The organism is Micromonospora saelicesensis (assembly GCF_900091575.1).
GTDB lineage: Bacteria > Actinomycetota > Actinomycetes > Mycobacteriales > Micromonosporaceae > Micromonospora > Micromonospora saelicesensis.
Genome location: NZ_FMCR01000010.1, coordinates 1 through 26,315, shown reverse-complemented (window position 1 = coordinate 26,315; position 26,315 = coordinate 1). Strand labels below are relative to the sequence as shown.

Here is a 26,315-nt window from a genome sequence, read left to right as displayed (position 1 = left end):
GTCAGGTTGCGGTGGTGACCCTGTTCCGCGCGAGGAGCCGAGTGACTGACTTGAACTGGAACTGCTGGACCAGGACGGCGGCGACGATGATGCCGCCCTTGACCATGTTCTGCGCCTCGATGGAGAGGCCGTTGATGGCGAAGAGGTTCGTGATGGTGGCGAAGATGATGACGCCGAGCAGCGAGCCGACGATCGTGCCCCGGCCGCCGCTGAGCAGCGTCCCGCCGATGATCGCCGCGGCGATCGCGTCCAACTCGTACAGGTTGGCCATCGCCGCCTGCGCCGAGGTCGCCTGCGAGGTGAGCATGATGGCGGCGATGCCGCAGCAGAGACCGGAGAGCGCGTAGAGCAGCATGGTGTGCCGCCGGACGTTGATGCCGGCCAGCCGGGCCGCCTCCGGGTTGCCGCCGACGGCGATGGTCCGCCGGCCGAAGGTCGTGCGGTTGAGCACTACCCAACCGGCCAGCACGACCGCGCCGAGGATGTAGACCAGGATCGGGATCCCGATCACCTTGCGCGCCGCGATGTCGTTGATGAACGTGCTGCTCGACACCTGGGTCTGCTTGTTGGAGATCGACGCCGCGAGCCCTCGCGCGGCCACCAGCATCGCGAGCGTCGCGATGAAGGGGACCAGCCGCCCGTACGAGATGAGCACACCGTTGACGAGGCCGACGCAGATGCCGACCGCGAGGGCGGCGAAGATCATGCCGCCGGCGCCGTAGCTCTGGGTGGCCACCGTGGTGCACCAGACCCCGGCCAGCGCGACGATCGCGCCGACCGACAGGTCGATGCCACCACCGATGATCACGAAGGTCATCCCGACCGTGACCACGCCGACGACCGAGGCCAACTGGAGAATGGCCAGGACGTTGTTCCAGACCCAGTTCGGGTCGCCGTACAGGTCGGGCTTGGTGACCGCGCCGACCACGATGAGCGCGGCCAGCACCCCGATCAGACCGAGGTTGCGCTTGGCGCCGTCGCCACCGTCACCCCGCCACCAGGAGAGCTTGCCCCCGGATCCTGCCTTGTTATTGGCCACCGCCGTCTCCGCCGGGTCCACCGGCGGCGACTGCGCCGGAAGCTGCGGGCGCTCCGGTGTCGCGGTGGGAGTGGGAGTCGCGTCGCTCATGCCGGTGCGCCTTCCATCAAGGACCCCGCCATCACGAGGTCAAGCACAGTGTTCTCGTCGAGTTCGCCGGCCGCGGCTTCGCGGACGACCCGCCCTTCCCGCATCACCAGCACCCGGTCGGCCAGACCCAGCACCTCGGGCACCTCGCTGGAGACCAGCAGCACCCCCACGCCCTGAGCGGCCAATGCCCGGATGACCTGGTAGAGCTCAGCCCGGGCGCCCACGTCCACGCCCCGGGTCGGCTCGTCGAGAAGCAGCAACTTGGTGCCGCCGAGCAGCCAACGCCCGACCACCACCTTCTGCTGGTTGCCGCCGGACAGCGTGCGCACCGGCCGGTCGACGTCCCGGGGCCGCAGCTCCAGGGTCTCCGCGATCCGGTCCGCCTCGGCGCGTTCCTTGGCGGCGTTGGTGAAGCCGAGCCGCGCGTACCGGCCGAAGGTGGCCAGCGTGACGTTGCGGTAGATCGGCTCGCCGAGCAGCAGCGCCTGGCTCTTGCGTTCCTCCGGGGCCATTCCCATGCCGGCGCGAACCGCCGCGCCGACGCCGGGCCGCAGGACCTTTCCGTCCATCTGCACCGTGCCGGCCTCCGGGAGGCGCGCACCGTAGATCGTCTCCAGCAGCTCGGAACGACCGGAGCCGACCAGCCCCGCGATGCCCACGATCTCCCCGGCACGCACGGTCAGCGACACGTCGGCGAACTCGCCAGTGCGGGTCAACCCCTGCACCTGGAGCAGGTCGGCACCCGCGGAGTCGTCGGTCGGCCGGTCCGGGAAGACGTACTCGATGGTGCGGCCGGTCATCCGGCTCACCAGGTCGCGGGTCGGGGTGTCGCGCGCCGGCAGGTTCGCCGCCGTGGTCCGGCCGTCCTTGAGTACGGTGACCCGGTCGCCGATCTCGCGGATCTCCTCCAGGCGGTGGGAGATGTAGATGACGGCGATGCCCTGCGCGGTCAGCTCTCGGATGATCCGGAACAGGTTGCCGACCTCGTCGTGGGCCAGCACCGCGCTCGGCTCGTCCATGATGATCAGTCGGGCCTCGTGCGACAGCGCCCGCGCCATGCTGACGATCTGCTTGCCGGCCGCCGGCAGGGACCGGACCATCCGCCCCGGCGGAATCTCACCGTGGCCGAGCCGGCTGAGGATCTGCCGGGTGTGCCGGGCCATCCGGCCGCGCCGGACGAAACCGAAGCTGCGGTACTCGTGTCCGAGGAACGCGTTCTCCGCCACCGACAGATCCTCGACGAGGTCGAGCTCCTGGTAGATCGTGGCGATGCCCGCCTTCATGGCGGCCTGCGGGTTGGCGAACGTGGCCGGCTCACCGCGCCACTCCACCTGCCCAGAATCCGGTTGGTGCACCCCAGCGAGCACCTTGATGAGGGTGGACTTGCCGGCGCCGTTCTGCCCGAGCAGGCAGTGCACCTCGCCGGCACGCACCTCCAGCTGCACGCCGTCGAGCGCGCGTACGCCGGGGAAGGTCTTCACCAGGTCGGTGAGGCGCAGGACCACCTCGCCCGCGACGGTGTCGGCGGGAGCCTCGACCAGCGGCGCCTCGGCGACGGCCTCGGCCGACGCGGTGGCGGGGTCATCCTCGGGCAGAGCCACAGTCTCCTCCTCGCTCACGACGGAATCTCGAACAGCTTCATGCGGCTTCCCCGAAGGCGACGTCGCTCGCGAGCACCGCCGCGCCGGCGACGCCGGCACGGCCGCCCAGCTCGGACAGGACGACGGGAAGGTTGCCGGTGGCCAGCGGCAGTGACCGGCGGTAGACCACACTGCGGATCTCGGCGAGCAGGATGTGGCCCAGTTGGGCCAGCCCGCCACCGATCACGATCATGGACGGGTTGGTGAAGCTGACCAGGCCGGCGAGCACTCCGCCGACCCGCCGTCCGCCGTCGCGGATCAACTGGATGCAGGTCACGTCGCCCTCGACGGCGCCCTCGGCGACGTCCAGCGCGGTGACGACACCCCGCAGCGCCAGGCGCTCGGCCAACGCCGGCGACGTGCCACTGCGGGCGGCGGCTGCGGCGTCCTTGGCCAGCGCGGCGCCGCTGAACAGCGCCTCCAGGCAGCCGACGTTGCCGCAGGAACACATCGGACCGTGCGAGTCGACCTGGATGTGCCCTATGTCGCCGGCACATCCGTCGGTGCCCCGGTAGACCTCGCCGGTGAGGTAGATGCCGCACCCGATGCCGGTACCGATCTTCACGAAGAGGAAGTCGTCCACCGAGTGCGCGACCCCACCGTGCCGCTCGCCGATCGCCATGATGTTGACGTCGTTGTCGACCACCGCCGGGCAGCCGTGCTCCCGGCTGAGCAGCTCACGCACCGGGAACCGGTCCCAGCCCGGCATGATCGGTGGTGACACCGGAACGCCGTCGCGGAAGCTGACCGGGCCGGGTACGCCGATGCCGACCGCGTCCAGTCGCTCGTACGCGCCGTCGACCCGGGCCTTGTGCAGCAGTTCGTTGACCCGTTGCAGGGTCACCTTCGGGCCGTTGCGGATGTCGGCTGCCTCGGCGTAGTGGGCCACCGGTTCGAGGCGGCCGTTGACCACCTCGACGTCCATTGAACTGGCACCGAGGTCGACGGCGGCGAAGCGCAGCTTCGGGTTCAGCTCGACAAGCGTCGAGCGACGCCCACCTCGGGAAGCGGCGAGCCCGGCCTCGGCCACATAACCCAGCGTCACCAGGCGATCCAGCTCGGCCAGCATGCGCGGACGTGGCATCTGGAGCCGGTCGCCCAGCTCGGCCCGGGACACGGCGCCCTCGTCGCGAAGCAGCCGCAACAGGCGCACGTGTAGGGGGTCGACGGTGCGCACCCGGGGCCCCCTCTTCTTTGGCAGCGTTCACATCGACGCAATGTCGATGTGTTGTGTCCGACACAGTAAGAGCGTTCCACGCCGCCTGTCCAGAGCTTCAGCCGTTCCGAGACCAACTTTTGTCCGAAAGAACAAAAGCTACTAGTCGATCAAGGAAAGGATCACGGAACGCCCGCGTCCCCTCGCCAGCAGTTCCATCGATGGACACGCAAACGCCCCGCCAGCCGATCCTCGGTGGCGGGGCGATTGGCGCGGGGCCGTCAGCGACGGCCGGCAGAATTTCGCTTCTTGCGGAGCTTGCGGTCGTCGCGCAGCTCGACGTACGGCTCGTCGTCCACCGCGTGGCCGGCCGAGATGGCACGGCCACGCTCCAACTCCGCGTCGAACTCCGCCCCCAGCAGGATCGCGATGTTGCTCAGCCAGAGCCAGACCAGGAAGATGATCACCCCGGCCAGCGCCCCGTACGTCTTGTTGTACGAACCGAAGTTGCTCACGTAGAAGGCGAACAGGCCGGAGATCACCAGCCAGATCACCACGGCCAGCACCCCGCCCGGGCTGACCCAGCGGAAGCCGCCGTGCCGCGCGTTCGGCGAGGCCCAGTAGAGGATCGCGAACATCAGGCTGACCAGGATCAGCAGCACCGGCCACTTCGCGATGTCCCACACCGCTACCGCCGTCGGGCCGAGCCCGATCACGTCACCGACCGATTCGGCGAGGCGACCGGTGAAGACCACGATCACCGCGCTGGCCAGCAACAGCACCCCGATCACCGCGGTCACGCCGAGTCGGATCGGCAGGGTCTTCCAGATCGGCCGACCCTCTGGCACGTCGTAGATGGTGTTGGAGGCGCGCATGAACGCGCCGATGTAACCGGAAGCCGACCAGAACGCCGCCACCAGACCGATGATCGCGGCGAGGCTGGCCAGGCCGCCGCTCTCCTGGGCGGTTTTGATCGCGTTTTCGATGATCTGCCGGATGCTGTCGTTCGGCACCGCCTGGTTGACGGTGTCCTTGACGCCCTCGGTGGCGCTCTCGCCGAGCAGGCCGAGCAGGGAGATCAGCACCAGCACGCCGGGGAAGATGGACAGCACTCCGTAGTAGGTCAGTGCCGCTGCCCAGTCGGTCAGGCTGTCGTCCTGGAATTCGGTGATCGTCCGGCGCAACGCCGCCTTCCAGCCGCTGCCGGGCAGGTCGGTGGGGCTGTCCGGGCCCGCGTCGGGCCCGACCGGCGTGGTGACGGGATCACGCTCACGCTGGGCGGAAGACTCGTCCGAGGCCATCGCCCCTCCTCCTGGTCGGCGGTGTCACCTCCGGACATGCCCCGTCGACGGGCGCGGATAACCCCTACTTGTAGAGCAACCTCGCCATTCGGCGAGAAGCCACCAGCAGGCCGACCGCCACCATCGCCAACAGGTAGAGCACGTCGAGCAGCCAGAGCCAACCACCACTGCCCAACGCGACCCCCCGGATCAGGTGCACCGACCGGTACAGCGGGGTGATCTCGACGAGCCAGTGCAGCACTGTCGGGTAGGCCTGCGCCGGCACGAAGGTGCCGGAGAAGAGGAAGAGCGTGAACTGCGCGGAGCCCATCAGGTCGAAATCCTGCCAGCTACGCATGAAGGTGGAGATCGCCATGCCGAGCGCCCCGAACGCGAACCCGACCAGCACCGCGGCCGGGAGAGCGGTCAGCGCGCGGGTGACGCTGGTCAACTCCAGCGCGACCATCACGCCGAGGAACGCCGCCGAGTAGGCGCTGCCCCGCAGCATCGCCCAACCCAGTTCGCCGACGGCGATCTCGAAAGGCCGTACCGGGGTGGCGATCATCCCGTCGTACAGCTTCATGTACTTCATCTTGCCGAAGAAGTTGAAGGTGGTCTCCGCGAGCGCCCCGGTCATCGCCGAGGAGGCCAGCATCGCCGGGGCCACGAACTCGGCGTACGAGACCAGCCGCCCGTCGGGCAGCGGCAGGTCGCCGACCAGCGCGCCGACGCCCACCCCGATGGAGAGCAGGTAGAGCAGCGGCTCCACGAAGCCGGAGAGCAGCAGCAGCCAGTAGACCGACTTCAGCGCCGCGACGTTGCGCCCGACCACCGACGCCGACCGCCGGGACGCGGCGGAGACGTCGACCAGCCGGGGCAGGATCAGCGTGACCACGACACCCTCTCTGCTTGTTCTTCGGGTTGCTGTTCAGACGACGAGCTTGCGACGGAACGCGCGCACCGCCAGCAACCAGCCGGCGACCGCCCAGGCGGTCAGGTAGAGCAGGTGCCCGACGATCGACCACTGTGGGGCGACGCCGAGCGTGGCCGCGCGGCACAGGTCCACGGCGTGCCACAACGGTGTCGCGTACGCCAGCCAGCGCAGCGCCTCGGGCAACGACTCGACCGGAAAGAACACCCCGGCGAAGAGCGTCATCGGGATGACCGCGAACCGGAACAGCATCGCCAGCCAACTGTCGCTCGACACCGACGCGGCGTACGCGAAGGTCGGCGCGGCGACGGCCAGCCCGAGCAACGCCACCACCGGTAGGGTGGCCACCGCCCACGGCGACCGCAGCGCCCCGAACAGCCCGGTGACCAGCAGGAACGCCACAATCGTGGTGAGCACCCGGAACAGCACGAAGGCCAGGTGCCCGGCCACGATGTCACCCACCCGCAGCGGCGACGCGCCCTGCGCGAAGTAGGTCTTGACCCACTGGAAGTTGCTGAACACCGGCCACGTCGAGTCGCCGACGGTCACCTGGAGCGCTGTCGAGGCGATCAGCCCGGGGACCAGCCAGTCGAGGTAACGCACCCCACCGACGCCCTGGTCGATGTAGGCGCCGACGCCCACCCCGAACCCGAGGACGGTCAGCACCGGCAGCAGGAACGAGGAGAACACCCCGGCCCGCCAGGTGCGCCGCAGACCCACCAGGTAGTGCTCGAACACCGCGTACGCCGGCACCCATGGGAACCGCGCCGATCCCGCCACACTCACCCGATCACCCCGCCCACCGCGCCGGCCACCACGACCTGTCTACCCCCGGGGTACGACAGACCGCCGGTCACGTTACGACGACCCCGCCGACGTGTCGTCCGGGTTTCGCCGCCTCGCCCGTGGGCGGGGTCGTGCTTGATCGACTCGATCTTCAGGAAGTCGCGGTGTCAGAGCCGCCCCGATGCCCCGATTTCCGGAAAGCCGAGTGGATTTCGACCGCGTGGCCGCCAGCTACCGGCGGACGGCGTCGGAACCGACGAACGCGCGCCACGCGCCGGGCGGGAAGACCAGCACGGGGCCGGTCGGGTCTTTGGAGTCGCGCACGGCCACCAGCCCAGGCAGGTCGCTGGCAACCTCCACGCAGTTGCCGCCATCCGGGCCGCTACGAATGCTCTTGCGCCACCGGGCACCGGTTAAATCCATGTCTCCGCCACTTCCGCCATCAGATCGAGGGACTGCCCGTGCGATAGTGCCTCACCGCGGATCGACTCCCACACCTCGACCATCTGACGGACGTACTCGGCGCGGTCGATGACCTGCCCATGTCGCTGTCCGGCGAGATAGACGAGGTCCTCCCCCTGCGACAAGCTTGCGATCACGAACGGCCCTCCGAGCCCAGCGTAAGCACCGGCGGGAGTCGGCACTACCTGGATTCGGACCCTCGGGAACGCCGTGCCGAGCTTCACGAGGTGCTGAACTTGCTCGCGCATAACTCCCGGCCCACCGACAGATCGGCGCAGCACGTGCTCGTCGAGCACCGCAGTGAGCAGCGGAGGCCGGTCTCGGGTGAGCAGTCTCTGACGGTCCAGCCGGGTTGCTACCTGCTGCTCGACCTCGTCGGCCGCGAACAAGCCGCCGCCGGTCAGTAGCGCGCGGGCGTACCCCTCGGTCTGCAAGAGGCCTGGCACGCACAGCGGCTCGAACCACCGCAGCGCGGTGGTCTCCTGCTCGATGCCGGCCCAGTCGCGGAACCACGGCACCACTGCCTCCCGGCTGATCCGCCGCTGGATGCGTTCGAACCGACCGTCGGCTGAGAACACGGCGTCACACCGGCGGGCGAAGTCCAGACTCGGCCGGCGCTCGGATGTCTCCACCTTGGCGACAAGCGCCCCGGAATAGCTCAACGCCTCGGCCAGCGCCGACTGCGACATCCCGTTGGCGGCCCGGGCCAGCCGCAGCTCCTCGGCGAAGTGCTCCAGCATGGACGAACTCTCCACGGACACCCTCCGTACATTCCCGTACCGTGTCGGGCCGTTTGCCGTACGCGCTGGTCGTCGGCGTGCGGAACCTCCCACCGTAGTCGTGTCCTCACCAGACTGTCACGCAGCGGAACCGCTCACGGGATCCAGACGGCGGGCGGAACCAGGCCGGGAGCGCCCCGTGACCCCCGATCCGGGGCGCTCCCACCCACCCGACGGAGGTTCCCTCGTGCGACTGACCTGGCCGGCTCATCACGGCGGCGGGCACTGATGCCGCGGTACCGCCCACACGTGGCGGCACGCCCGTCCTGGCGCTGTCGGGTCTGCGGCGCGGCGTGGCCCTGCTCGCCGGCCCGCCTGGCGTTGCTCGGCGAATACCGCGAGGACCGGATCGGCCTGCTCATCTACCTCGCCGCGTTGCTCAACGAGGCGGCCGGGGATCTCGCCGGCCAGGCCGGTCAGGACCGACTGACCGACCGATTCATCACCTGGGCCAGAGCCCGTTGAGCGGCAATTCGTTGGCAGCCGGTCAGGCCGGCCGGTACGCGCGAACCAGCGCCTGTACGGCGTACCCGAGCAGCAGCACCCCCGCGCCGATGCCGACCACCAGCCCGGCGGAGACCGCCGAGGCGAGGCCGGTGACGAGGCCCACCGCCGCCACCACGCACAGCGCGGCACCGAGCGGGCGAAGCAACGGATCCCGCAGGAGCGGGGCGAGCGGGAAGAAGTGCAGACCGACCACCAGGCAGACCAGCACCGGCACGTACTCGGACCAGTTGGCGGCGACCAGCACGGCGGCACCCAGGCCGGCGGCGGCGAACTCGGCCACGACGATGAGCAGGTACGGGCGGTCGGCGGCCCGGTCCCGGGGGCTGCCGGCACCCCGCAGGCGGGAGGCCAGCACACCGCCCAGCACGGCAGTGAGCAGTGCGGCGATGCTGGCCACCACGAGCAGGGCACGCAGCGGCTGCTCCGCCGCCGGCACACTGAACCAGACCATCGCGAAGATGCCCAGGTAGAGGGCAGTCAGCCCGGCCTGACGTCGGTTGGCGGTCACCAGATCAGACATGAAACCCCCGTGGTCGGAAGCCGACTCGGTGAGTTCACTGATTCGGCTGGGCGATGCTACGCCCAAGATCAAAGGCAGTCGAGTGGCGATCGTTGGCAGCCGAGCCGTGCGACACGCCGAAGAAGTTGTCGCTGGGCTGCCAACGATCAGTCGGGGCCCGTCAGTCGACCAGGGTGCGGCCGGTCAGGTGCAGGAAGACGTCCTCCAGGCCGCTGCGCCGGACCAGCACGTTCGCCGGCTGGAGCCCCAACGCGGTGACCTCGGCGACCGCCGCGTCGCCGTCGGGCACGTAGAGCAGGACCCGGTCGGGCAACACCTCGACCCGCTCCCCCAGCCCGTCGAGCTTGCCGGCGAACGGCTCCTGCGACTCGGCGGCGAAGCGCAGCTCGACCACCTCACGGGTCGAGTGCTGCTCGATCAGCGCGCGGGGCGAGCCCTCCGCGACGATCCGGCCGCCGTCCATCACCACCAGGCGGTCACAGAGCTGCTCGGCCTCGTCCATGTAGTGCGTGGTGAGCACCAACGTGACGCCCTGCTGCTTGAGCCGGAACAGCCGCTCCCACACCAGGTGCCGGGCCTGCGGGTCCAGCCCGGTGGTCGGCTCGTCGAGCAGCACGATCTCCGGATCGTTCACCAGCGCGCGGGCGATGGTCAGCCGACGCTTCATGCCACCGGACAGCGGCTCGACCTTGCTGTCGGCCCGCTCGGTGAGCTGGACGAAGTCGAGCAGCTCGGCGGCGCGCTCCCGGGCCGCCCGGCGGGAGATGCCGAAGTAGCGGGCGTAGACGGTCAGGTTTTCCCGGACGGTCAGCTCCGGATCGAGATTGTCCAGCTGGGGGCACACCCCGAGACGCGCCCGGATCGCCGGCCCGTCAGCCACCGGATCCATGTCCAGGATGCGCAGCTCACCCCCACTGGGTGGGGAGATGCAGCCGACCATCCGCATGGTCGACGACTTGCCCGCGCCGTTGGGCCCGAGGAAGCCGAACGCCTCACCCGGGCGAACCTCGACGTCGATGCCGTCCACAGCGGTGAAATCACCGAACCGCTTCACCAGCCCGCGAGCCTGAATCAGTGGTCGCCCCGAAGTCACCGCCCGACCCTAACCGCCGGGTCCGACAGCCCTCCACGCAAATATCCGCCGGCGACCGGCCGATCACCCCGGTGTCCGTACCACCGGAGGCGAAACACCGATCGATGCCCCACCCGTCAGCCAATCGACGTGTATCGTCCCTTCGTGTCGCCCATCAGCTCGCCCGATGGTTCGCCGTCACCTGCCCGACCAGCCAACTCTCCCGTTGATGGGTCCGCAGCGAACCCCGGCGGCGGGCCACCCCGACCACGACCGGAAACCGAGCCGACGGAGCCCGGCCCGGGCAAGCCCGACCCGAGCGTGGCCGAGCGGGCGACTCGGGACCTGGCCGCCCAGTTCGAGGACGAGAAGCCGGGACGGGTGCTCTCCGGGCCGGCGGGTCTGCTCCTCACCATGGCGGCGCTGGCGGTCGGCGCTCTCGCCCTGTGGCAGGTGTTCCGCCCTCTGTCGCAGGGCAGCAAGTACTACCTGATCATCTTCCTGGCCGGCGTACTCCCGCTGGTCTTCCTCGCCTACCCGGCCGACCTGCGGCTGCCGGCCCGCCTACGCTCCCGGCGACGACGCGCCAACCGCGCCGAGGCCACCGAGAGCGACGGCGACAGGCGCACCCCGGCCCTCGCGTCGTCGGGGCCCACAGTGGCCGACTGGGCTCTGGTCGTCCTGGCCGTCGCGGCCTGTCTCTATCCGGTCCTGCCGATCCGGATCGGCAGCGGTGGCGGTGGCTACAACGCGTTCCTCGATCGGCAGGGCCTGCTGGCGCCGACGGATCTGGTGTTGGGCACCGTCCTGCTGCTTTTGCTGCTCGAAGCGTGTCGACGCACCACCGGTTGGATCCTGCCCGCGGTCTGCCTGCTGTTCCTCGGCTACGGCTACTACGGCGGGTTGTTGCCGCAGTCCTGGCCGGTCGCGCACGCCGGGCTCGACTTCAGTCAACTGGTCGACGCGTTCTACAACTCCGACAGCGGCTTCTACGGCACGCCGCTCGACGTGGCCGCCTCGTACATCGTGCTGTTCACCATCTACGGCGCGGTGCTGGAGTTGTCCGGGGCCGGGCGGTTCTTCGTCGAGTTGTCGGCGGCGGCGTTCCGCCGTTCCCGTACCGCCGCCGGCCGGACGGCGGTGGCCTCGGGCTTCCTGCTCGGCACGGTCTCCGGCTCCGGCGCGGCGACGACGGTGAGCATCGGCGCGGTCACCTGGCCGCTGCTGCGCCGCGCCGGCTACCCGCCGGAGCGGGCCGGCGGCATGCTGGCCGCGGCCGGTGTGGGCGCCATCCTCTCCCCGCCCACCCTGGGTGCGGCGGCGTTCATCATCGCCGAGTACCTGGGCGTCTCGTACCTCCAGGTGCTGGGCTGGGCAACGGTACCGACGGTGCTCTACTACCTCGGCATCCTGCTCGCCGTGGAGATCGACGCTCGCCGGTCCGGCGTACGCCCCGTGGTGATCGACGTCGGCTCGCCGTGGCGGCTGCTGGCTCGGTTCGGCTACCACTTCGCCTCGCTGATCGCCATCATCGTGTTCCTCGCGGTCGGTGTGTCCGCGACCAGGGCTGTCGTCTTCGCCATCGTGCTCACCGTCGCGTTGTCGTTCCTGGCCCCCAGGAGCCAGGACCGCGCGCACCGACTCACCCCGGGCCGGTTGGTGACCGCGCTCGTCACCGGCGTACGCGGCGTCCTCGCCGTCACCGCGGTCTGCGCCGCCGCCGGCATCATCACGGCGACCACCACGAAGACCGGCCTCGGGCCGCAGGCGGCGGCCCTGCTGATCGGCGGGGCGCAGGCGGCCACCTCGGACCCGACGCTGGTGCTGGTGCTCACCGCGCTGCTCGCCGCCGTCGCGCTCAGCCTGCTGGGCCTGGCCGTGCCGGTCACCGCGTCGTTCGTGATCGGTTGGGTGATCGTCGGTCCGGCCCTGCTCGACCTGGGCGTCGCCGCGCCGGCGGCGGCGATGTTCGTCTTCTACTTCGCGGTGCTGTCCGAGGTGTCCCCACCGACCGCGCTCGCCGCGGTGGCCGCCGCCGCGGTCACCGGCGGCCGGCTGGTGCCGACCATGTGGCAGACCCTGCGGTACGCGCTGCCGGCGTACCTCACCCCGATCGCGTTCGTCATCACGCCGGCCGGGCTTGGTCTGCTCGGCATCGGTGGTGTCCAGCGGATCGCCTTCGCCGCCGGAGTCACCGCGCTCAGCGTGGCGGTGCTCGCCGTCGCCGCCGGTGGCTGGTTGCCCGGCGTGGGCAGGGCCGGCGCTCCGGAACGGGTGCTGGGCGCCCTCGCCGGCGTCACAGTGCTCTGGCTCGAACCCGTGCCGGTCACGGTCGGCGTGGCTCTGGCCGTCGTCGCGGCGGCGGGCGTGTTCGTCCGACGCGGCTCCGCCGACCGGTCATCGTCCGGATCACCAGCCAATCCTGTGGAGGAACAACTGTGAGACGAATCGACGTACGGCTCGCGGCGGGCCTGAGCGTGCTCGCCCTCGTCACTGTCGGTGCCGCGGGTTGTGGAGGTCAGAAGGGCGGCGCGGCCACTGACGACACGGCCAGCGAGGTCACCTGCGAGGTGACCAAGGAAACCCGCGTCGGCATCGCCACCGGCAACGCGACAGGCGTCTACTACGTGGTCGGCAACGCCCTGGCCGGCCAGTTGTCCGGGTCGACCGGCGGCAAGCTCACCGGCACCGCCGCCGAGACCGGCGCCTCGGTGCAGAACATCGAGCAACTGGTCGGTGGCCAGTACGACGTGGCGTTCTCCCTGTTCGACACGGCGGTCAACGCGGTCGAGGGCCAGGGCAGTTTCACCGCGCCGCAGCCGGTGGAGGCGCTGGCCCGCATCTACGACAACTACACGCAGGTGGTGGTCCGCAACGACTCCGGGATCACCTCGGTGGCCGACATGCGCGGCAAGCGGATCTCCACCGGTTCACCGAAGTCCGGTACCGAGGTGATCGCCAACCGGCTGCTGGAGGCGGCCGGCCTCGACCCGGCCACTGACATCCGGGCGCAGCGACTGGACCTGACCAAGACGGTCGAGGGGATCAAGGACCGCAGCGTCGACGGCTTCTTCTGGTCCGGCGGTCTGCCCACCGGGGGTCTCACCGACCTGTTCACCACGGCCGGCGACTCGGTGAAGTTCGTCGACATCTCGCCGTTGCTGCCGAAGATGGCCGCGCTGAGCCCCGGCTACCAGGAAGGCACGATCGGCCGGGACGCGTACAAGACGGCGGCCGACACCCCGACGATCGTCGTACCCAACGTGTTGTTGGTCCGTAAGGACCTGGACGCCAACGTGGCCTGCGCGATCACCCGGACGGTGTTCGACAAGCGCGACGCGCTGGCCCAGGCGAACCCGGCGGCCAAAGGGATCTCGCTGGAAAAGGCCCGCAGGACCCTGCCGGTGCCGCTGCACCGCGGAGCCGAGAAGGCGTTGAAGGACCTGGGCGCGAACTGACCCGACCGGTCAGGTGTCGGCCGGCGCGGTGGCGGCGCGGGCCACACCGACCAGCCGGTCGGTCTCGGCGAGCACTGCCTCGTCGTCCGCCGGAGTGCCGGGGTCGAGTCGGACCGTCCAGGTCAGACCGTCGACCCCGGCCACGCGCCGGGCCGCGACCCGCGCGGCGCCACCGGGCACCGGCTGGTGCTCGGTGTACGCGACCGAACGGGTCACCCGGGCCCGCACCTGGTGCGGCAGCTCCCCCGGGTCGAGCAGCAGGTACGTCTCGGCCGGGCCGTCGGCGACCACCGTGTAGCCGTCCCGCTCGACGAGCGGCTCGGCGGGGGTGACGGTCAGCTCCCGGCCGGACCAGACCGCCTTGAGGATGGTGTGCCAACCGAGCCGGTGCCCTCGACCGGGCAGCCACAACCCGAGGTTGGTGGCGACCACCACCCCGTCGCCCTCGCCGTTGCCGGCGGCCGCCCAGGCCAGCACCCGCTCGTCGGCGGTCAGCGGCGGCCGGTCGGCCGGCGGCAGCTTCGGCTTGCGGCTGAACAGTCCCATCTAGAGGCCTCCCGCAGCCTGCTCGCGCAACGCCCGGGCGTGCTGCTCCAGGGACAGCAGCTCACCGAAGGCGGCGAAGTACTCGTCCTTGTTGTTGACCGGGTTGATGCGCTGGATGCGTGACTTGAGGTCCCGGACCCGGGCAGTCACCGACCCGAACTGCACGCGCGCCATGGTGATCGACACGTAGCGCGGGTCCGGTTCGCCGTCGATCCGCAGTGGTTCGACGGCCAACTCACCGACCAGCGCCGCAGCCGCCAGGTCGTCGCAGGCGTCGCGGACCGACTCGATCCAGACCGCGCCGCCGGTCGCCGACGCGGCACCACCGGCCGCCGCGATGGCCGTACGCACCGCGACGTGCACCGGGTGGCGGTATTCGGTGGCCTCGACCGCGTCGAACATCGGCCCGGCCAGGACCGGTTGCTGGAGGGCGAGTTTGAGCGCCTCCCGCTCGACCATCGACTGCGGGCTGTCCACCGCCGGTTCCGGGCGGGCCGAGGTTGGCCGGGCGGCGGGGGCGGCCTCGCGGGTGCCGGACGGCGCGGTGTTGCCGGCGGCGAGCACCGCCCGCTGCACCGGCTCGATCTCCATGCCGAGGTCCATGGCGAGCTTGCGGACGTACTCCGGGCGCTTCTCCCGGTCCTTCAGGCGCGCGACCAGCGGCGCGGCGTGCCGCATCGCCTCGACCCGGCCGTCGACGGTGTCCAGGTCGAAGCGGCTGATCATGTGTCGCAACGCGAAGTCGACGAGCGGCTCGCGGCGGGCGACCAGGTCACGCACCGCAAGGTCGCCCTTGGCCAGCCGCAGGTCGCACGGGTCCATGTTGTCCGGGCTGACCGCGATGAACGTGCGCCCGACGAAGCGCTGGTCGTCTTCAAAGGCGCGCAGCGCTGCCTTCTGCCCGGCGGCGTCACCGTCGAAGGTGAAGATGATCTCGCCGGCCACTTCGTCGCTGTCGAACAGGAGCCGACGCAGCACGGAGATGTGGTCCGCGGCGAAGGCGGTGCCGCAGGTCGCCACCGCAGTGGTCACCCCGGCCAGGTGACAGGCCATCACGTCGGTGTAACCCTCGACGATCACCGCCCGACCCTGCTTGGCGATCTCCCGCTTGGCCTGGTCGATGCCGTAGAGCACGTGCGACTTCTTGTAGATCGGCGTCTCGGGGGTGTTCAGGTACTTCGGGCCGTCGTCGTCGTCGAAGAGCTTGCGCGCGCCGAAGCCGATCACGTCGCCGGCAAGATCGCGGATCGGCCAGAGCAGCCGGCGGCGGAACCGGTCGATCAGGCTGCCGGAGCGGGCCTCCCGGGACAGCCCTGCCGTGACCAGCTCCTGGTGGGTGAAGCCCTGCTGGCGCAGGTGCTTGGTGAGCAGGTCCCAACCGTCCGGCGCGAAGCCACAGCCGTAACGCTCGGCGGCGGCCCGGTCGAAGCCCCGTCGCGCCAGGAACTCCCGTGCCGGCCGGGCGCCGGCGGTTGTCAGTTGCCCACGGTAGAACTCGACGGCGGCGGCGTGCGCGGCGACCAGTCGCTGCCGCTGACCCTGCTGCGGGCGAGGGCGCGGGGCGCTCCTGTCGTCCTCGATGTAGCGCAGTTGGATGCCGGCGCGGCCGGCCAGCCGCTCGACGGACTCCACGAAGCTGAGGTGGTCGGCGTCCATCAGGAACTTGATCGCGTCCCCGCCGGCCCCGCAGCCGAAGCAGTACCAGACGTTGCGGGCCGGGGACACGTTGAACGACGGACTCTTCTCGTCGTGGAACGGGCACAGGCCCTTGAGGTTGCCGCCGCCGGCGGACTTCAGGGTGACCGTCTCGGAGATCACATCCCCGATCGAGGTGCGTTCCCGGACCAGTGCGATGTCCTCGTCCCGGATCCGCCCAGCCATGCGCCACCCCCTCGGCGTACATCCTGCCCTGCCGGACTGGCGACACGCCGGCCGGGGGACGCCGGTGTGGCGGCGGCCGCTGCCGGCTGGGCGGTTCCGGCCCGCAGGCCTGGTCCGCACGGGGACCATGACCAGATGCGCCGGGTACGGACCGAAGCCCCTCGCCTGCCGAGATGGCTGGCCGCTCGGATGGGGCTACCCGGGCAGACCCCGCAGGCGGACGAGGCCGGCCACCGGCACGCCACCTGGCTGGAGCTCTTCCTCGACCTCATCTTCGTGTACGCGCTGGCGGCGGTGGTGGCCCGGCTGGGCAACGAACCGTCCCCGTCGCCGAGGGCCGTGTTGGCCGTGATCGGGCTCTTCGTGGTGATCCAGTGGGCCTGGATGGGGCAGGTGTACTACGACACCCGGTTCGATCCGGACGACGCGTTGCACCGACTGCTGGTGCTTGTCGCGTTGGTCGGCGCGGGAGCCATGACCCTCGGCGTCGACGAGGTGCCGGAGAGCGTGCTCCTGCCGGTCGGGTACCTGATCGTGCGGGGTGTGCTGCTCCTGCTGTACCTGCGTGCCTGGCCGACCAGCCCGAGCGCCCGGATGGTGACGACTGTCTATCTGATCGGCTTCGGCTCGGGCTGGTTGATCTGGTTGGTGTCGCTGACAGTGCCCACCGAGCTGCGCCCGGTGCTGTGGATCGTCGCGATGGTCATCGAGCTGGCCACGCCCTGGGTCGGGGTGCGCTGGCTCAACCGTTGGCCGGTGGACAACCGGCACCTGCCGGAACGGATCGGCCAGTTCACCATCATCGTGCTGGGTAGCGCGCTGGCCAGCCTGCTCTTCGCCGTGCCGGACCACCCCCCGCCACACATGATCCTCACCGCCGCGATGGCCTTCCTGATCCCGGCGGCGGTCTGGTGGGTCTACACCACCTTCGTCACCACCCGGTTGACCCAGAGCCGGTTACGCGGCGGGCAGGCGTACAGCTACCTGCATATTCCGCTCGGCGGTGCGCTGCTGCTGCTCGGCTGGGCGCTCGGGCAGGTGGTCCGGTTGGTCGACGACAACGCGAACCGCCTGCCGCTGGAGCTGCGGCTGCTGCTGGGCGCGTCGATGGTGGTGTGGACGGCCTGCGGGCTCGCCCTGTACTGGCTGTGGACCCGACCGAGCGCCGCCCGGTTGGCGATCGCCGCCTACGGGGTGGTCTCGGTCAGCCTGATCACCGCGACCGTGCATCAGCCGAGGCTGATGCTGTCGCTGCTCTCCCTGGCCGTCGTCGGGTACGCCGTACTGCTCAGCCGGCGCCTCGCCCGGGCCGGCAGGGAGATGGACACCCCCGAGGGGTGAGCGGCGCTCAGGCCGCCGCGGCGGGCTCCGGAAGGGCTGTCTCCTCGGCCGCCACCTGCTGGTTCCAGTCGGCCTTGGTGGAGCGCCAGCCCTCGTCGTCCATGCCGCGCCGCCAGTAGCCGGAGATGGAGAGCCGGTCGAGGGGTACGCCCCGCTCGCCGCGCAGCAGCCGGCGCAGCTCCCTGACGAAGGCGGCCTCGCCGTGCACGAACGCGTGCACCTGGCCGGCCGGGAACTCCAACGCCCGCACCGCCGCGACCAGCGCTTCGCCCACCGGGCGTTCGCCGCGATGCAGCCAGGTCAGCTCGACCGCGCCGGGGCTGAGCAGCTTCTGCTCCTCCGCCGGGTCGGCGATCTCCACGAAGACGTGGGCCGGGGCACCCAGCGGGAGGCGCTCCAGGGCGGCGGCGATCGCCGGCAGGGCGCTCTCGTCACCGACCAGCAGATGCCAGTCCGCGTCCGGGTTCGGGGCGTACGCGCCGCCGGGGCCGACGAAGTGCACCGGATCGCCGGGACGCAGCGCGGCGGCCCACGGGCCGGCCAACCCCTCGTCGCCGTGGTGCACCACGTCGACGGTCAGCTCTCCGGACAGCGGATCCCAGCGCCGCACCGTGTACGCGCGCAGCCGGGGCCACTGCTCCCGGGGCAGGTCCCGGCGGATCGCGGCGAGGTCCAACGGCTGCGGGTACGCGACCCCCGACTGCGGGAACACCACCTTGATGTAGTGGTCGGTGAACTCGCCCACCGGCAGGCCGACCAGTTCGTCCCCACCGAGGACGAGCCGGATCAGGTGCGGGGTGGGCCGCTCGGTGCGCAGCACCCGGGCCGAGGTGACGTTCCTGGGGCGTTCCGTCATGCCAGTTAGGTTAGCCTAAGTTGACTCGTGGTCAATCGGGGGTGTCCCGTTGCCGACCAGGCGGGTGTGCCAGGTCACCGCCGCCGGGTCGGTGAGCGAGGCGACCTGGTCGATCACCACCCGCAGTCTGGCCCGGTCGTCCGGGGCGGCCCGCCACAGCGGGGCGAAGATCGGGTCGAGCCCTTCCGGGGCACGCCGGACCAGCGCGGCGACCAACTCCGCCAGCATCGTCCGCTGCCGCTCGTAGCGGCCCCGGAAGCCACTGCGACGCATCACGTACCGCAACGCGATGCCCTTGAGCAGCGCGCACTGCGCCCGCACCAGGCGGGGCACCACCAGGTCGGCGGCGTAGCGGCGGTGCGGGCCCGGACCGAAGCGCTCCTCCGTCGCCGCCACCGCCGCGGACACGAACAGCCCGGTCACCCCGCTGGTGGTGGCCTTCAACGCGACCTGCGCGCGATGGCTGCCGTCGTACCCGGCGAACGGGGCGAGCAGCGGACCGGCCAGCAGATCGACGAGCACCTCGGCCAGGTCGGCCGCGGACTCCCCGGAGTAGGCGGCGGCCACGTCGGCGCAGAGCGCGGCCCGCTCGTCGGCGTCGGTGAGCAGCGGGTGCAACGTGACATAACCACCGTGGATGCCGTCCTCCACGTCGTGCACCGAGTACGCGACGTCGTCGGCCCAGTCCATCACCTGGGCCTCCAGGCAGCGCCGGTCGCCGGGCGCGCCGGCGCGGATCCAGTCGAAGACGGCCACGTCGTCGGCGTACACCCCGAACTTGCGCTCCCCCGGCCGGCGCGGCCAGGGGTACTTGCCGATCGCGTCCAGCGAAGCCCGGGTCAGGTTCAGCCCGGCGGACGAGCCGTCCGGGGCGAGCACCTTCGCCTCCAGGCGGGTCAACACCCGCAGCGTCTGCGCGTTGCCCTCGAAGCCGCCGCACGGCGTGGCGAGCAGATCCAGCGCAGCCTCGCCGTTGTGCCCGAACGGCGGGTGCCCGAGATCGTGCGCGAGCCCCGCGACGTCCACCACGTCCGGGTCGCAGCCCAGCCGGGCACCCATTTCCCGGGCGATCTGGGCCACCTCCAACGAGTGCGTCAGCCGCGTACGCAGGAAGTCGTCAGTGCCGGCGGTGTGCACCTGGGTCTTGGTGGCCAGCCGGCGAAACGCCGCCGAGTGCAGCACCCGGGCCCGGTCGCGCTCGTACGGCGACCGACGATGGCCGGTGTCCTTGGGCGGCTCCTCGACCAACCGCGCGTCCGCCGCCCCCGGTTCACTCCTCGCGTTCACGGAGGACGCAGAACTCGTTGCCTTCCGGATCACTCAGCACCGTCCAGTCGACGTCGCCCTGACCGATGTCGACGTGCCGGGCGCCCATGTCGACCAGGCGCTCGACCTCAGCCTCCTGGTTGGCGGGGCGCAGGTCGAGGTGCAGCCGGTTCTTGCGCTCCTTGCCCTCGGCCACCGGGCCGAAGAACAGGGCGGGCAACTGGTCCGGGGACTGGCGGATCTCCACGCCGCTCGGAGTCTCGGTGACGACCTGATAGCCGAGCGCCTCGGCCCACCAACGGGCCAGCCGGGCCGGATCGCGGGCGTCGACAGTCAGGCTCTCCCAGACACTGGTCATGCAGTCACCTCTTCCCGTTCGACGCGGCGCCCAATCGGCCGTGTGCGAGCGAGCCAAGATTACGCCCGCCACCACTGCCCGACCCGCTCACGACGCATCGACGAAGGGCACACAACCACCGATTGGCCCGCAGTTGCCGACCGATCGCCGAGGGTTACGGGCTCGCGGCCGGAAGTCGCCACCGGTAGCGTTCCCAGCGCGGAACGTAACCAGCCGACTGACACGCAGAGCCGACCGGTGAGGGGTAACGCTCGTGGACGCAGACACGGTGATGGGAACGGAGCTACGCGGCCTGCGCCAGCGACGACCCGACATCGCCGGCACGGTGCTCGCGGGCACCGACGGCCTGCTCATCTCCAGCGACCTACCCAGCACCGACGCCACCCATCTCGCCGCGCTCGCCGCCGCGAGTTTCGGGCTCGGGCACCGGGTGGCCGACACCGTCCGCCACGGTGAGTTCCGGGAGTCGGTCGTGTGCACCACCGCAGGCTGCGTGGTCACCTACCCGGCCGGGCGCAGCGCCCTGCTGACCCTCGTCACCATGTCGGCGGCGGGGGACCTGGAGGGGCTGCACGAGGAGGCGCGGGCGGTGGCCCGCCGGGCGGGGTCGTTCCTGGACGTTCGCGGCGGAGGCGTCCGCGCGACCTCCGTACCGGACGCGCACGCCCCGCTGGCCACGCGTACCCCGATGGCGACCCTGCCGGCGCAGTTGCGCCGCTCGTCCCGACCCACCTGGCGTCGCCCGCCGATCTGAGCGCCGGCGGCGGCCGGGTGACCAGGCCGCCGCCGGCGTGCGTCAGCGGCTGTCCGACCCGCCGGTCTCCACGACCGCCCGGCCGGCCTCCAACCGGGCCACCGGCACCCGGAACGGCGAGCAGGACACGTAGTCCAGGCCGACCTCGTGGAAGAAGTGCACCGAGTCCGGGTCGCCACCGTGCTCACCGCAGACGCCGAGCTTCAGCCCGGGCCGGGCGGCCCGACCCTCCTCGGCGGCGATCCGCACCAGCCGACCGACGCCGTCGCGGTCGATCGACTCGAACGGCGAGATGCCGAAGATGCCCAACTCCAGGTAGCGCCAGAAGAACGCGCCCTCGACGTCGTCGCGGGAGAAGCCCCAGCCCATCTGGGTCAGGTCGTTGGTGCCGAAGGAGAAGAACTCGGCGGCCTCGGCGATCTGCCCGGCGGTCAGCGCCGCCCGGGGCACCTCGATCATGGTGCCGATCAGCACCTCGACGCCGCTGTCCCCGACCACCTCGGCGATGATCTTCTCGGCCTCGGCGCGGACCGTCTCCAACTCCTGCACGGCTCCGACCAGCGGCACCATGATCTCCGGTTTCGCCACCCCGCCGCCGCGGGCACAGCTGACGGCCGCCTCGGCGATGGCCCGGACCTGCATCGCGAACAGGCCGGGGATGACCAGGCCGAGGCGTACGCCCCGCAGCCCGAGCATCGGGTTCTCCTCGTGCATCCGCCGGACGGCGGCGAGCAGTGCCTCCTCCTTGGCCACGTCCTCGCCGCGTTCCTGGGCGACCGCCACGTTGACGGCGAGCTGCTCCAGCGGCGGCAGGAACTCGTGCAACGGCGGGTCGATGAGCCGGACAGTGACCGGCAGGCCGTCCATCTCGCGGAAGATCTCCTCGAAGTCGGCCCGCTGCAACGGCAGCAGCGCCGCCAGCGCCGCCTCCCGCTCGCCCGGGGCCCGGGCCAGGATCAGCCGCTCGACCAGCTCCCGCCGGTCACCGAGGAACATGTGCTCGGTGCGGCACAGACCGATGCCCTCGGCGCCGAAGCGCCGGGCCCGCGCGGCGTCCGCGCCGGTGTCGGCGTTCGTGCGGACCGCCAGCCGCCGCTTCCCGTCGGCGTGCGTCATGATCCGGTGTACGGCCCGGACCAGCGCGTTGTCGATGTGCTCGGGGTCGAGGCTGCCCTCGAAGTACTGCACGACCTCGGAGGGCATGACCGGCACCTCGCCGAGATAGACCTTGCCGGTGGTGCCGTCGATGGACACCACGTCGCCCTCGGTGACGGTCTGCCCGGCGACGGTGAACCGCTTCGCCGGCACGTTCACCTCGATCTCGTCGGCACCGGAGACGCAGGTCTTGCCCATGCCCCGGGCCACCACCGCGGCGTGGCTGGTCTTGCCGCCGCGCGAGGTGAGGATGCCCTGGGCGGCGATCATGCCGTTCAGGTCGTCCGGGTTGGTCTCCCGGCGCACCAGGATCACCGACTTGCCCTCGGCGGCCAGCTCGACGGCTCGGGCGGAGGTGAAGACCACAGTGCCGGACGCCGCGCCGGGCGACGCGCCGATGCCCTTGGCGACCGCTTGGAACTCGTGGTCGAGCTGGAAGCGCGGGAACATCAGCTGGGCCAGCTGCGCGCCGTTGACCCGGTGCAGCGCCTCGTCCAGGTCGATCAGACCCTCGTCGACGAGTTGCCCGGCGATGACGAACGCGGCGGCGGCGGTGCGCTTACCGACCCGGGTCTGCAGCATCCACAGCTTGCCGCGTTCGATGGTGAACTCGATGTCGCAGAGGTCCTTGTAGTGCTCCTCCAGCCGGGCCATGATGCCGAGCAGCTCGTCGTAGGAGGTCTTGTCGAGCTGCTCCAACTCCTGCAACGGCACCGTGTTGCGGATGCCGGCGACCACGTCCTCACCCTGGGCGTTGGCCAGGTAGTCGCCGTAGATGCCCTGCGCGCCGCTGGCCGGGTCACGGGTGAAAGCGACCCCGGTGCCGGAGTCGGGCCCGAGGTTGCCGAAGACCATGGTCACCACGTTGACCGCGGTGCCGAGGTCGGCCGGGATGCGCTCCTGGCGGCGGTAGAGCACCGCGCGCTCGGCGTTCCACGACTCGAAGACCGCCCGGATCGCCAGGTCGAGCTGTTCGCGTGGCTGCTGCGGGAACTCCCGACCGGTGTGCTTCAAGAAGATCTTCTTGTACGCGTCGACCAGCCCGCGCAGGTCAGCGGCGTCCAGATCCAGGTCGTCGTGGGTGCCCTTGGCGTGCTTGGCCTCGTCGAGCGCGTGCTCGAACTCCTCGCCCGGCACCTCGCAGACGGTCTTGCCGAACATCTGGATGAGTCGCCGGTAGGAGTCCCAGGCGAACCTGTCGTTGCCCCCCGCCTGTGCGGAGAGCCCGACCACGCTCTGGTCGTTGAGACCGACGTTGAGGACGGTCTCCATCATGCCGGGCATGGAGAACTTGGCACCGGAGCGGACGGAGACCAGCAGCGGGTCCTGCGGGTCGCCGAGGCGCTTGCCCATCTCGCGCTCCAGCGCTTCCAGGTGCGCCTCGATCTGGCCGGCGAGCCCGTCCGGCTCCCGTCCCGTCGCGAGGTAGGCCTGGCACGCCTCGGTGGTGATGGTGAAGCCGGGCGGGACGGGCAGGCCCAGGTTGGTCATCTCGGCGAGGTTTGCCCCCTTGCCGCCGAGCAGGTCCTTGAGTTCCTTGTTGCCCTCGGAGAAGTCGTAGACGTACTTGTGATCGACGGTCTCTTGCGCTGCCACCAGAGCCTCCACAACACACGCGCCGGATTGACACTTAACGAAGGTTCAGTTTTCTTCTTCCCCGGGACGGACCGCCGGTAATCCCGGGGTCAACGTCGATCGGTGGGCGAAGGTTAAGCGAACATCGAGTGACCTGGGACCGTTCGGTGACAATTGGCACAGCCATCACGACTATCCGTGTTCGTACCGGTTTTTGGGAACGCTTCCATGCGCACCATCACGCATCCCGGCCGAGCGTCGTACGCTTGACGCCACGCCAGCCGGTGAACCTCACTTTTGCCATAACCGACGCGAATACACCCCCCGGAGTCGCCGCCGTGTCGACCACCCCCTCCCCCGGCCCCACCGCCGTTCCCACGCCGCTCTCCGCGGGGGAACCGGACGCGGCCACGCTGGCCCGCATGCCGCTCTCCGCGCGGGAACCGGACGCGGCCACGCTGGCCCGCACGGCCGAGCAGACCGCTGGCGCATTGCTCGCCCCAGCGGCCCCGCACCGGCTGGCCGACGTCGTGCCCGCCCCACAGCACGTCCAGCCGGACCCGACCGCCGACTGGGTTCTCCCGGCCGAAGCGGTCATCGTGTCCAGCGCCGACCCCGCCGCGCTGGCGGTCGCCGAGCAGCTCGCCCAACTCCTGCGTCCGGCCACCGGCTACCCGCTGCCGGTCACCGACGCCACCGCGCCGGAGCCCGCCGGTGGCATCGCGCTGGTGCTCGACGACAGCGCCGACCTCGGCGCGGAGGGCTACAGCGCCGACCTCGGTGCGGAGGGCTACAGCGCCGACCTCGGTGCGGAGGGCTACCGCCTCGACATCGCCACCGACGGGGTACGCGTCACGGCCGCCACCGCCGCCGGCCTCTTCCACGGCGTACAGACGCTGCGCCAACTGTTGCCGGCGGCGATCGAGAGCCCCAGCCCGGTCACCGAACGTTGGGCGCTGCCCAGCGGGACCATCACCGACGCACCCCGGTTCCCCTACCGGGGCGCGATGCTCGACGTCGCGCGGCACTTCTTCACCGTCGAGGACGTGCTGCGGGTGGTCGACCACCTGGCCCGCTACAAGCTCAACCACCTGCACCTGCACCTCACCGACGACCAGGGCTGGCGGATCGCCGTCGACTCCTGGCCGAAGCTGACCACCGTCGGCGGGGCGACCGAGGTCGGCGGCGGCCCCGGCGGGCACTACACGAAGGCCGACTACCAGCGGATCGTCTCCTACGCGGCCGCCCGCCACATCACCGTCGTCCCGGAGATCGACCTCCCGGGGCACACCAACTCGGCGCTGGTCGCGTACCCGGAGCTGGCACCGGACAAGATCGCACCGCCGCCGTACACCGGCACCGAGGTCGGCTTCAGCTACGTCGACCCGGCCGACGAGCGGACGTACGACTTCGTCGCCGACGTGCTGGGCGAGGTGGCCGCGCTCACCCCCGGCCCCTGGCTGCACATCGGCGGCGACGAGGCGTTCAAGGTGAAGGGCGAGGTCTACACCGGCTTCGTCGAGCGGGTCCAGCGCATCGTGGCCGACCTCGGCAAGACCGTCGTCGGCTGGCACCAGCTCGCACCCGCCGCCCACCTCGACGGGCGGGTCCTGCAGTGGTGGGGCACGAACGGCGAAGACCTCACCACCGTCGACGCCGTACGCCGGGGCGCCCGACTGATCGTCTCTCCCGGCAACCACGCCTACCTGGACATGAAGTACGCCCCGGACACCCCGATCGGGCACGACTGGGCCGGCCTCATCGACGTACGAAAGGCGTACGACTGGGATCCGGGTACGCACATCGCCGACGTACCCGCCGAGGCGGTTCTCGGTGTGGAGGCCCCGCTCTGGACCGAATCGGTCACCTCGCTGGCCGACATCGAACTCCTGCTCCTGCCCCGCCTCCCGGCCATCGCCGAGTTGGGCTGGTCCACCCGGGCGACCCACGACTGGGCCGACTTCCGCGACCGCCTCGCCGGCCAGGGCCCGCGCTGGACGACGGCCGGGATCACCTTCCACCGCGCGCCCGAGATCCCCTGGCCCACCGCTCCGACCATCCCGACACAGCGCAACATGCCCCAAACCGACACCGCCACGCCCTGATCCCCCGGCTCAGCCCGTCCTGCCCGGTGCTCAACTCCGGGCAGGACGGGTCCACACGGCGCCTACCTGAGGCCGGCCCTGTCCGCACGGCACCCCACCCGAGGCCGACCCTGTCCGCACGGCACCCCACCCGAGGCCGACCCGATCCACGCAGCGCCCACCCGAAGCCGACCCGATCCACGCAGCGCCCTACCCGAGGCCGACCCGATCCACGCAGCGCCCTACCCGAGGCCGACCCAATCCACGCGGTGACGTGCCACCGCGTCGGCTCGGCCCAGGCGCGCCAACGGCGCAGGCCGGAGATGGCCGACCATTTCACGCTGGCTGCCTCGCCCGCCCCTTGATGGGCGGTCGCGCCCCCATGATCGTGCTCGATCCTGGATGTAGTGGCCTCGTCGCGCGGGGAGGGGCCTGTTTCCTGGATCAAGCACGATCTTGCGGGACGCGAGGTTCCGTACGGCGCGCTTCCGACCGATCAGCGCCACATTCTGCCCGCCCTCGGACCGCCCCTTGGCGCGCGAACGGCGCAGACCGGCATGATCCACTCGGCTTTCATGAAGTCGGGGCATCCTCGGCGCCCGGACACCGCGACTTTCAGGAACCCGAGTGGATCACGCCGCCCTGGCCTCCGTGTCGGGTTCGCCAGCCGGGCAGGGTGGTGTTTTGTCGGGTTGCGTGTCGGCTGTCGGGTGGTCGGGGCCACCCCGGCGGCGGAATCGGCGGCCGGGCCGGGTCGTTATACCTGGCAGACCACCGCA

At 70.9% G+C, this 26,315-nt stretch carries 21 protein-coding genes and 1 pseudogene; 6 read left to right on the top strand and 16 right to left on the bottom strand.

Features of this window, described 5'->3' with window-relative positions; all coding sequences use genetic code 11:
- Position 1: 1 nt before the first annotated feature.
- From GA0070561_RS31335 to GA0070561_RS31300, 8 genes are all read right to left on the bottom strand, one after another.
- Positions 2 to 1,129 carry an ABC transporter permease gene (locus GA0070561_RS31335; protein WP_091408995.1) on the bottom strand — a complete coding sequence of 376 codons (1,128 nt, stop codon included), beginning with the start codon at positions 1,127 to 1,129 and terminating at the stop codon, positions 2 to 4.
- The gene (locus GA0070561_RS31330) at positions 1,126 to 2,634 is read right to left on the bottom strand and encodes a sugar ABC transporter ATP-binding protein (protein ID WP_181539481.1); all 1,509 of its coding nucleotides are present in this window, start codon (positions 2,632 to 2,634) and stop codon (positions 1,126 to 1,128) included. The genes GA0070561_RS31335 and GA0070561_RS31330 overlap by 4 nt, the downstream gene beginning before the upstream one ends.
- Positions 2,635 to 2,767: 133 nt before the next feature.
- Positions 2,768 to 3,946, bottom strand: a complete 1,179-nt coding sequence (locus GA0070561_RS31325; RefSeq protein WP_091408992.1) for an ROK family protein — start codon at positions 3,944 to 3,946, stop codon at positions 2,768 to 2,770.
- Positions 3,947 to 4,206: 260 nt separating this feature from the next.
- The gene (locus GA0070561_RS31320; protein ID WP_091408989.1) at positions 4,207 to 5,226 is read right to left on the bottom strand and encodes a YihY/virulence factor BrkB family protein; all 1,020 of its coding nucleotides are present in this window, start codon (positions 5,224 to 5,226) and stop codon (positions 4,207 to 4,209) included.
- 64 nt (positions 5,227 to 5,290) lie between these two features.
- Positions 5,291 to 6,100 (bottom strand): ABC transporter permease, encoded by an 810-nt coding sequence (locus GA0070561_RS31315; RefSeq protein WP_091408985.1) that lies wholly within the window; start codon positions 6,098 to 6,100, stop codon positions 5,291 to 5,293.
- Between the two features lie 33 nt (positions 6,101 to 6,133).
- Positions 6,134 to 6,922, bottom strand: a complete 789-nt coding sequence (locus tag GA0070561_RS31310) for an ABC transporter permease (RefSeq protein ID WP_091408982.1) — start codon at positions 6,920 to 6,922, stop codon at positions 6,134 to 6,136.
- Between the two features lie 231 nt (positions 6,923 to 7,153).
- Entirely contained in the window at positions 7,154 to 7,345 is a 192-nt protein-coding gene (locus GA0070561_RS31305) for a DUF397 domain-containing protein (protein ID WP_091408978.1), read from the bottom strand.
- Positions 7,336 to 8,139, bottom strand: a complete 804-nt coding sequence (locus GA0070561_RS31300) for a helix-turn-helix domain-containing protein (RefSeq protein ID WP_244166517.1) — start codon at positions 8,137 to 8,139, stop codon at positions 7,336 to 7,338. Before GA0070561_RS31300 ends, GA0070561_RS31305 begins: the two co-directional genes overlap by 10 nt.
- A 273-nt stretch (positions 8,140 to 8,412) precedes the next feature.
- Between GA0070561_RS31300 and GA0070561_RS31295 the strand changes: the two genes are divergently transcribed.
- Complete coding sequence (locus GA0070561_RS31295) at positions 8,413 to 8,628, top strand: flavin reductase (RefSeq protein WP_244166516.1); 216 nt, start codon at positions 8,413 to 8,415, stop codon at positions 8,626 to 8,628.
- Between the two features lie 22 nt (positions 8,629 to 8,650).
- Here GA0070561_RS31295 and GA0070561_RS31290 read toward each other — a convergent pair whose 3' ends face one another.
- Positions 8,651 to 9,190, bottom strand: coding sequence for a hypothetical protein (locus GA0070561_RS31290; protein WP_091408972.1), 540 nt, complete (start codon positions 9,188 to 9,190; stop codon positions 8,651 to 8,653).
- Positions 9,191 to 9,350: 160 nt separating this feature from the next.
- The gene (locus GA0070561_RS31285; RefSeq protein ID WP_091408968.1) at positions 9,351 to 10,283 is read right to left on the bottom strand and encodes an ABC transporter ATP-binding protein; all 933 of its coding nucleotides are present in this window, start codon (positions 10,281 to 10,283) and stop codon (positions 9,351 to 9,353) included.
- A 300-nt stretch (positions 10,284 to 10,583) separates the two neighbouring features.
- On the opposite strand from GA0070561_RS31285, the gene GA0070561_RS31280 reads away from it, so the two are divergent.
- On the top strand, positions 10,584 to 12,704 hold the full coding sequence (locus tag GA0070561_RS31280; RefSeq protein WP_091408964.1) for a TRAP transporter permease: 2,121 nt from the start codon (positions 10,584 to 10,586) through the stop codon (positions 12,702 to 12,704).
- Entirely contained in the window at positions 12,701 to 13,720 is a 1,020-nt protein-coding gene (locus tag GA0070561_RS31275) for a TAXI family TRAP transporter solute-binding subunit (RefSeq protein ID WP_091408961.1), read from the top strand. The genes GA0070561_RS31280 and GA0070561_RS31275 overlap by 4 nt, the downstream gene beginning before the upstream one ends.
- Before the next feature lie 9 nt (positions 13,721 to 13,729).
- Here GA0070561_RS31275 and GA0070561_RS31270 read toward each other — a convergent pair whose 3' ends face one another.
- A complete protein-coding gene (locus GA0070561_RS31270) occupies positions 13,730 to 14,266 on the bottom strand; it encodes a hypothetical protein (RefSeq protein WP_091408959.1) in 537 nt (178 codons plus the stop codon).
- Positions 14,267 to 16,169: pseudogene (gene dnaG, locus GA0070561_RS31265) on the bottom strand (DNA primase). It lies immediately after the preceding gene.
- A gap of 113 nt (positions 16,170 to 16,282) precedes the next feature.
- Between dnaG and GA0070561_RS31260 the strand changes: the two are divergent.
- Positions 16,283 to 17,488, top strand: coding sequence for a low temperature requirement protein A (locus GA0070561_RS31260; RefSeq protein ID WP_091408952.1), 1,206 nt, complete (start codon positions 16,283 to 16,285; stop codon positions 17,486 to 17,488).
- Between the two features lie 7 nt (positions 17,489 to 17,495).
- On the opposite strand, the gene GA0070561_RS31255 is transcribed toward GA0070561_RS31260, so the two are convergent.
- From GA0070561_RS31255 to GA0070561_RS31245, 3 genes are read right to left on the bottom strand one after another with little or no spacing between them, the layout of a single operon-like run.
- A complete protein-coding gene (locus GA0070561_RS31255) occupies positions 17,496 to 18,344 on the bottom strand; it encodes a siderophore-interacting protein (RefSeq protein ID WP_091408948.1) in 849 nt (282 codons plus the stop codon).
- Positions 18,345 to 18,359: 15 nt separating this feature from the next.
- On the bottom strand, positions 18,360 to 19,631 hold the full coding sequence (locus GA0070561_RS31250) for a deoxyguanosinetriphosphate triphosphohydrolase (RefSeq protein WP_091408944.1): 1,272 nt from the start codon (positions 19,629 to 19,631) through the stop codon (positions 18,360 to 18,362).
- Complete coding sequence (locus GA0070561_RS31245) at positions 19,615 to 19,968, bottom strand: VOC family protein (protein ID WP_091408941.1); 354 nt, start codon at positions 19,966 to 19,968, stop codon at positions 19,615 to 19,617. Before GA0070561_RS31245 ends, GA0070561_RS31250 begins: the two co-directional genes overlap by 17 nt.
- Before the next feature lie 253 nt (positions 19,969 to 20,221).
- Here GA0070561_RS31245 and GA0070561_RS31240 point away from each other — a divergent pair, with 253 nt between their 5' ends.
- A complete protein-coding gene (locus GA0070561_RS31240; protein ID WP_091408937.1) occupies positions 20,222 to 20,722 on the top strand; it encodes a roadblock/LC7 domain-containing protein in 501 nt (166 codons plus the stop codon).
- Between the two features lie 42 nt (positions 20,723 to 20,764).
- Here GA0070561_RS31240 and ppdK read toward each other — a convergent pair whose 3' ends face one another.
- The gene (gene ppdK / locus GA0070561_RS31235) at positions 20,765 to 23,473 is read right to left on the bottom strand and encodes a pyruvate, phosphate dikinase (RefSeq protein ID WP_091409608.1); all 2,709 of its coding nucleotides are present in this window, start codon (positions 23,471 to 23,473) and stop codon (positions 20,765 to 20,767) included.
- A 401-nt stretch (positions 23,474 to 23,874) separates the two neighbouring features.
- Between ppdK and GA0070561_RS31230 the strand changes: the two genes are divergently transcribed.
- Complete coding sequence (locus GA0070561_RS31230) at positions 23,875 to 25,557, top strand: beta-N-acetylhexosaminidase (RefSeq protein WP_091409605.1); 1,683 nt, start codon at positions 23,875 to 23,877, stop codon at positions 25,555 to 25,557.
- Positions 25,558 to 26,315 lie beyond the last annotated feature (758 nt).